This is a genomic window from Longimicrobium sp., from assembly GCF_035474595.1.
Lineage (GTDB): Bacteria > Gemmatimonadota > Gemmatimonadetes > Longimicrobiales > Longimicrobiaceae > Longimicrobium.
The window spans coordinates 44,236-51,038 of record NZ_DATIND010000145.1; the positions used below are offsets into that span (position 1 = coordinate 44,236).

6 protein-coding genes are annotated in these 6,803 nt (G+C 69.1%); all 6 read left to right on the forward strand.

Going from position 1 to position 6,803, the window contains the following annotated elements:
- The first annotated feature begins 191 nt into the window (after positions 1-191).
- The 6 genes from VLK66_RS24755 to ndk all read left to right on the forward strand — a co-directional run bounded on the left by VLK66_RS24755 (position 192) and on the right by ndk (position 6,520).
- Complete coding sequence (locus VLK66_RS24755) at positions 192-1,502, forward strand: hypothetical protein (protein ID WP_325312181.1); 1,311 nt, start codon at positions 192-194, stop codon at positions 1,500-1,502.
- A 496-nt stretch (positions 1,503-1,998) separates the two neighbouring features.
- Positions 1,999-2,955, forward strand: a complete 957-nt coding sequence (locus VLK66_RS24760; protein ID WP_325312182.1) for a carbamate kinase — start codon at positions 1,999-2,001, stop codon at positions 2,953-2,955.
- Positions 2,956-3,065: 110 nt separating this feature from the next.
- A complete protein-coding gene (gene sucC / locus VLK66_RS24765; protein WP_325312183.1) occupies positions 3,066-4,211 on the forward strand; it encodes an ADP-forming succinate--CoA ligase subunit beta in 1,146 nt (381 codons plus the stop codon).
- On the forward strand, positions 4,208-5,077 hold the full coding sequence (gene sucD, locus VLK66_RS24770; RefSeq protein WP_325312184.1) for a succinate--CoA ligase subunit alpha: 870 nt from the start codon (positions 4,208-4,210) through the stop codon (positions 5,075-5,077). Before sucC ends, sucD begins: the two co-directional genes overlap by 4 nt.
- Before the next feature lie 47 nt (positions 5,078-5,124).
- A complete protein-coding gene (locus VLK66_RS24775) occupies positions 5,125-5,985 on the forward strand; it encodes a CBS domain-containing protein (RefSeq protein ID WP_325312185.1) in 861 nt (286 codons plus the stop codon).
- 118 nt (positions 5,986-6,103) lie between these two features.
- Positions 6,104-6,520, forward strand: a complete 417-nt coding sequence (gene ndk, locus VLK66_RS24780) for a nucleoside-diphosphate kinase (RefSeq protein WP_325312186.1) — start codon at positions 6,104-6,106, stop codon at positions 6,518-6,520.
- Positions 6,521-6,803 lie beyond the last annotated feature (283 nt).

Consider the following 6,803-nt stretch of genomic DNA (forward strand, 5'->3'; position numbering starts at 1 on the left):
ATGCGCAAATCGAATGTGTTGCCTGGCCGCACCGTGAATTGCATTTTGAGACAGAATTTTTCCATGATCCTCTCTCCCGGAAAGGAGTTGGCCAAGGCCGCCAGGGAACGCGACAGCTCGGACCCGCGGCATTTTCTCTCAGACCATCCCACCATAACCGACGTACCATCTTCGCATCCTCGAGGGACCGTATGATGAACCGCTCCGCGGCAGCCGCCGCCCTGATCCTGCCGTTGCTCGTGGCCGCCTGCGCCGGCGACGACACCCCGGTCACACCCCCGGCGCCTCCCTCCGCGCCAGCCGGGGCCGTGAACCCCGACCTTCCCGGTACCGACGGCGAGTTCATGCGCCTGGCGCGCCAGATCCCCGGCTTCGGCGGCTACTGGCTCGACCACGACGGCAGCGTGAACGTGGCGCTCACCGACGCCGCGCAGGAGGCGAAGGCACGCGCGGTGCTGGCGCCCGTCACCCGGCTGCGGCGCGACGACCGCGGCGGGGAAGGCGCCGCTTCGTTCCGTTTTCACCGCGTGGAGTACGATTTTGGCCAGCTTGCCACCTGGCATGCGCGCCTGACGTCCGTGCTGACGCTGCCGGGCGTGGTGTTCACCGACGCCGACGAGACGGCCAACCGCATCCGCATCGGCATCTCGAATCCCTCCGCGCGCGGCGCGGTCGAGGCCGAGGTCGCGCGGCTGAAGGTGCCGCTGGCGGCGGTGATCGTGGAGCACGCGGCTGCCGTGGAGCCCACCGTCGCCCTGTCGTCGTACATCCGGCCGGTGATCGGCGGCGTGGGGATCACACGAGACATCGGCGGAACGTGCACCCTGGGCTTCAACGCCTACTACGTGAACCCGTACTGGGGCGCCGGAGTGGGAACGCGCGTGTTCTTCACCGCCGACCACTGCACGGCCACGCAGGGTCACGTGGACGGCACTGTGTTCAGCCAGGGAGGGTCGCGCATCGGCGTGGAGCTTGCCGATCCGCCCATGCTGACCAGCGCGACCTATCTCAGCTGCCCCGCCGGCTGGCAGTGCCGCTTCAGCGACGTGGCGGCGGTTCGCTACGACGACGCCGTGGCGTGGACGCTGGGCGGCATCGCGCACACCGCGTACTGGTTCGGGCAGACCTCGGGCTCCACCGATGCGGACCTGGCGAACACGTTCCACATCAACGGCGGGGGCTCGCCGGTCGTGGGGATGGTCGTCGGGAAGGTGGGCGTCACGACCGGGTGGACGGCGGGCCCCGTTCAGAAGACCTGCTCCAACTTCTCGGGCGCAGGCGGCATTCTGATCCTGTGCCAGGACTTCGTGGATGCGTACGCCAACAGCGGCGACAGCGGCTCGCCCGTGTTCACGTCGTCGGGGAGCGGCGCCTCGCTCTACGGAATCGTATGGGCGAAGACCTCGCGCTACGATCCGGACACCGGCACCACGCTGAACCAGTTCGTGTTCAGCAACACCAACAACATCCAGCGCGACTTCGGCAGCTTCACGCCCTCCTGACCGTCTGACCGCGGCCGGCTTGCGAACCGCCCCTGTTCCGGCTCCCGGGACAGGGGCGGCGCGTATTCCATCCTGGTTCCCATCCCTATCGACCGCGCGCCGGCTTCGCACCAACACCGAGGAACAGCAATAACGGAGGGTTCGGTGCGCGCACGGAGTTCCTCCGTTACCTCCGTTCCCTCCGTGTGAGGTACCAAGGCATGGCAGGGTGCGCCCGACGCTCGCGAGCAGCCACGAGGCCGGGGCTGCAGTCCCGCAGGGACTTTGTGCTGTTGTTGCCCGCCAATTCATTGGCGGGGTGAGGGGCGGCGGCTCGCGCGCTGCCGGCTTCCTTGCCGCCAATTCCATTTGGCAGGTCACCGGCCGGGCCGCCGGAGGTGCTGGGACCGGTGCCGGGGGAGGGAAACCCCGGAAGCCGCAAGCGATTGTCCCGCCGGTCGCTTGCCGCCTCCGCGGGGGCGGCTTACAATGTCGCCCTCTTTTGCCTGGGAGGTCCGTGGCGCAGGACAGAACCATCGTCATCGCGCTGGGCGGCAACGCGCTGGCCCAGCCGGGCGAAGAGGGAACCATCACCCAGCAGTTCGGGCACACGCGCGAAAGCCTGGGCGCCGTGGTGGCGCTGGCCCGCGAGGGGTGGCGCATCGCCATCGTGCACGGCAACGGGCCGCAGGTGGGGAACGAGCTGATCCGCAACGAGCAGTCGCGCGACCTGGTTCCCCCGCTTCCGCTGGGCGTGCTGGTCGCGGCGACGGAGGGGTGGATCGGCTACATGATCCAGCAGTCGCTGCAGAACGCGCTGCGCCGCGCGGGCGTGGACCGGCAGGTGGTGACGCTCGTCACCCAGGTGGTGGTCGACCCGAACGACCCGGAGCTGGAGCGCCCCACCAAGCCCATCGGCCGCACCATGGACGAGGCGACGGCGCGCTCGCTGGCCGCCGAGCTGGGCGGCGACGTGGCCGAGACCAGGGGCGGCTGGCGGCGCGTGGTTCCCAGCCCGCGGCCCACGGCCATCGTGGAGCGCCCGATGATCCGCTCGCTGGTGGCGGAAGGGCACCTGGTGATCGCGGCGGGCGGCGGGGGATGCCCCGTGTACCCCGACCCGCGCTGGGGCGGCGGGTTCGAGGGAATCGACGCGGTGGTGGACAAGGACCGCGCGGCCGCCATCCTGGCGCGCGACATCGGCGCCGAGGTGCTGGTGATCCTGACCGACGTGGAGTGCGTCTACGCCGATTACGGCGGGGAGGCGCAGCGCGCGCTCGGGCGGATCACGGTGGACGAGGCCGAGCGTCTCCTCCGCTCCGGCGAGCTGGGCGAGGGAAGCATGGCGCCGAAGGTAGAGGCCGCGGCCGGCTTCGTGCGCAGCGGTGGCGGCCGCGCGGTGATCGCGCGGCTGGACCAGGGGCGGGAGGCGGTGGCGGGGCAGGCGGGAACGGAGATCGTGCCAAGTGCCTAGTGCCAAGTGCCAAGTAACGACCGCGATGGGGGGCAGCGTCGCGGGTACTAGGCACTAGGCACTTGGCACTAGGCACTTTGGGTTCACTTTCAACGCGGACGCAGACTCGCGTGAACATCCACGAATACCAGGCGAAGGAGCTGCTCGTCGCCCAGGGGATCCCGGTTCCCATGGGCGAGGTGGCCACCACGCCCGAAGAGGCCGAGGCCATCGCCCGCAGGCTGGGCGGCGCCGTGGTCATCAAGGCGCAGGTGCACGCCGGCGGCCGCGGCAAGGCCGGCGGCGTGAAGCTGGCCAGGACCCCCGAGGAGGCGAAGGAGAAGGCCGGCGCCATCCTGGGGATGCAGATCAAGGGGCTCACCGTGCACAAGGTGCTCATCGCCCCCGCCGAGGACATCGCCAGCGAGGCGTACGTCGGCATCATCCTGGACCGCGCATCCAAGGCGCCGGTGTGGATGGTCTCGGCCGCGGGCGGCGTGGACATCGAGGAGGTGGCCGTCACCGATCCCGAGAAGATCACCAAGCTCGCGGTCGATCCCCGCTTCGGCTTCCTTCCGCACCAGGCGTATCTGCTCGCGACGAAGCTGTACAGCGACGTGAAGCAGCAGCGCGCGGCCGCGCAGATCCTGCTGAAGCTCTACAGGGCGTTCGTCGAGGCGGGCGCGTCGCTGGCCGAGATCAACCCGCTGATCACCACTCCCGCGGGCGACGTGAAGGCCATCGACGCCAAGTTCAACATCGACGACAACGAGCTCTTCCGGAAGCCGGAGATCGAGGCGCTCCGCGACGAGAGCTCCGACCCCGAGGCCGAGGTCATGGCCCGCGACGCCGGGCTCACCTTCATCAAGCTCGACGGCAACGTGGGGTGCGTGGTGAACGGCGCCGGGCTGGCAATGGCCACCATGGACCTGGTGAAGTACTACGGCGGCGAGCCGGCCAACTTCCTGGACATCGGCGGCTCGTCGAACCCCGAGAAGGTGGTGAACGCGCTGCGCATCATCACCGGCGACCCGGCGGTGAAGGTGATCCTGTTCAACATCTTCGGTGGCATCACCCGCACCGACGACGTGGCCAACGGCATCGTGACGGCCATGAAGCAGATCGACATCTCCGTGCCCATCGTCATCCGGCTCACGGGGACCAACGAGGAGATCGCGGTGAAGATCCTGGCCGACGCCGGCTTCACGGCGCTGACCGACATGGACGAGGCGGTGGAGAAAGCCGTCCAGATGGCGAAGGGAGCGGGGGCCTCGTGAGCATCTTCATCGACAACTCCACCCGTCTGATCGTGCAGGGGATCACGGGCCGCGACGGCTCGTTCCACGCGAAGCAGATGATCGAGTACGGCACCCACGTGGTGGCCGGCGTGGTGCCGGGGCGCGGCGGGCAGACGTTCGAGGGAACGGTTCCCGTCTTCAACACCGTCGAGGAAGCGGTGAAGGAGACCGGCGCCAACTCCAGCGTCATCTACGTGCCCCCCGCCGGCGCGGCCGACGCGATCTTCGAGGCGGCCGACGCGGGCGTGGACTTCATCGTATGCATCACCGAGGGCGTGCCCGTGCTGGACATGACGCGGGTGCGGCCGTACGTGATGGAGAAGGGCGCCCGTCTCCTGGGACCGAACTGCCCGGGGCTCATCTCCCCCGGCAAGAGCAAGGTGGGGATCATTCCCGGCCACATCACCCAGCCGGGGAACGTGGGGCTGGTGTCGCGCTCGGGGACGCTGACCTACGAGGTGGTGTTCAAGCTGAAGCAGGCCGGGCTGGGGACGACCACCTGCGTGGGGATCGGGGGCGACCCCATCAACGGCACCAACTTCATCGACTGCCTGGCCGCGTTCGAGGCGGACCCCGAAACCGCGGCCGTCGTGATGATCGGCGAGATCGGCGGGACCGACGAGCAGGACGCCGCGCGCTACGTGAAGGAGAACATGAAGAAGCCCGTGGTGGGCTTCATCGCCGGGCAGACGGCGCCTCCGGGGCGGCGGATGGGGCACGCCGGCGCCATCATCTCCGGGAGCGCGGGAACGGCCGAGGAGAAGATGCAGGCCTTCCGCGACAACGGGATCGGCGTGGCGCGCCGCCCGCTGGACGTGGTGGGGCTGATCCAGGAGGTCCTCTGAGCGAGGGCGGCCCACCGCCGCGGGGGCGCGAGATCCGGCTGAGCGAGGTGCTGCGGCCGGAGCACGTGGTGGCCCCGCTTCCCGCGGACACCGTGCAGGCCGCGGTGTCAGCGCTGGCGCAGCGGCTGATGGACAGCGGCGCGGTGGCCGACCCCGAGCGGCTGGCCCGGCTCTTCTCCGAGAGCCGCATCCGCGACCTGATCCACGTGGGCGAGCGCGTCCTGCTCCCGCACGTGCGGACGGACGCGGTGCGCGAGCTGGTCGTCGCCCTCGGCGTCGCGGCGGTGCCGCTGGCCACGGCGACGGCGGGGGACGAGCCGGTGGCGCAGGTGGTGGTCCTCGTCCTGGCCCCGCCCTCGGCCACGGGGGTGTACCTGCAGACGGTGGCGGCGCTCGCGCGGGTGCTGCGGAGCGACGCGGTGGTGGACGCGATGCTGGCCGCGCACAGCGCCGAGGAGATCCTGGCGATCCCCGAGGTGCGCGAGATCACCATCCAGCCGCGGCTCACGGTGCGCGACGTGATGACGCAGCGCGTGCACCGCGTGGGCCCCGACGCCCCGGTGCGCGAGGTGCTCGACCTGGTTGCTGACCACAAGCTGCGCGCCGTCCCCGTGGTGGACGACGAGCGTGGGGTGCTGGGAATGGTGACCGACCGCGACCTGATGCGCTTCTTCCTCCCCGTCGTCCAGAAGACCACGGGGGAGAGCCCGGCGTCGCTGAAGGACACGCCGGTGCGCGAGGTGATGAGCCGCTCGGTGATCTGCGTGTCGGAGGACCAGGCGCTCACCGAGGTGATGTCGATCATGGTCAGCAAGGACATCGAGCGCCTCCCGGTCGTTTCCGAGGGAAAGCTCACCGGCTTCCTGACGCGGGGAGACATCCTGCGGAAGCTGTTCGCGTTTCCGTAAAGGAAGTCCCAAGTCCCAAGTGCCAAGTCCTAAGTGACGGACTTCAGTACACTTAGGACTTGGGACTCAGGACTCAGGACTTCTTTTCAATCTTCAACCCTGAAGGATAGACGAACCGATGTCCCGTACCTTCGCCATCATCAAGCCCGACGCCGTGCAGAACGGCCACGCGGGGAAGATCCTCGCCCACATCCAGGACGCGGGCTTCCGTATCCTGGGGATGAAGCTGACGCAGATCAGCCTGCCGCAGGCGCAGAAGTTCTACGAGGTGCACAGGGAGCGCGGCTTCTACGGCGAGCTGGTCGAGTTCATGTCCAGCGGCCCGAGCGTCGTGCTGGCGCTGGAGGCGGAGAACGCGGTGCAGAAATGGCGCGACACCATCGGCGCCACCGACCCGGCCGAGGCCGCCGAGGGCACCATCCGCAAGCTCTACGCGGAGAACAAGGGCCGCAACGCCGTGCACGGCTCCGACAGCGACGAGAACGCCGCCATCGAGATCGCCTTCTTCTTCAGCGGCCTCGAGCTGGTCGGCTGATCCGGCTCGCGGCGACGCAGACCGGCCCCGCTTCCGAAGCTCGGTGGCGGGGCCGATTTTCTTCTGCGTGGTACCGGATCCGGCAACCCCTGTGCATAACAAACGCCCGGAGAGACGTCATCCTGAGTCGAACACCGCGCTTCGCGCGACCACGGAGGATGAAAGGAGATCGGTCGTGAGCACCGGGGCCGCGGAGTGAGCGGAATCAGCCTCGCGCAGTTTGCGAGGCTTCCCGTAGTTGTTGCTGCGACTTCAGTCGCCGGTGACCGGCTGCGCCCGCGCA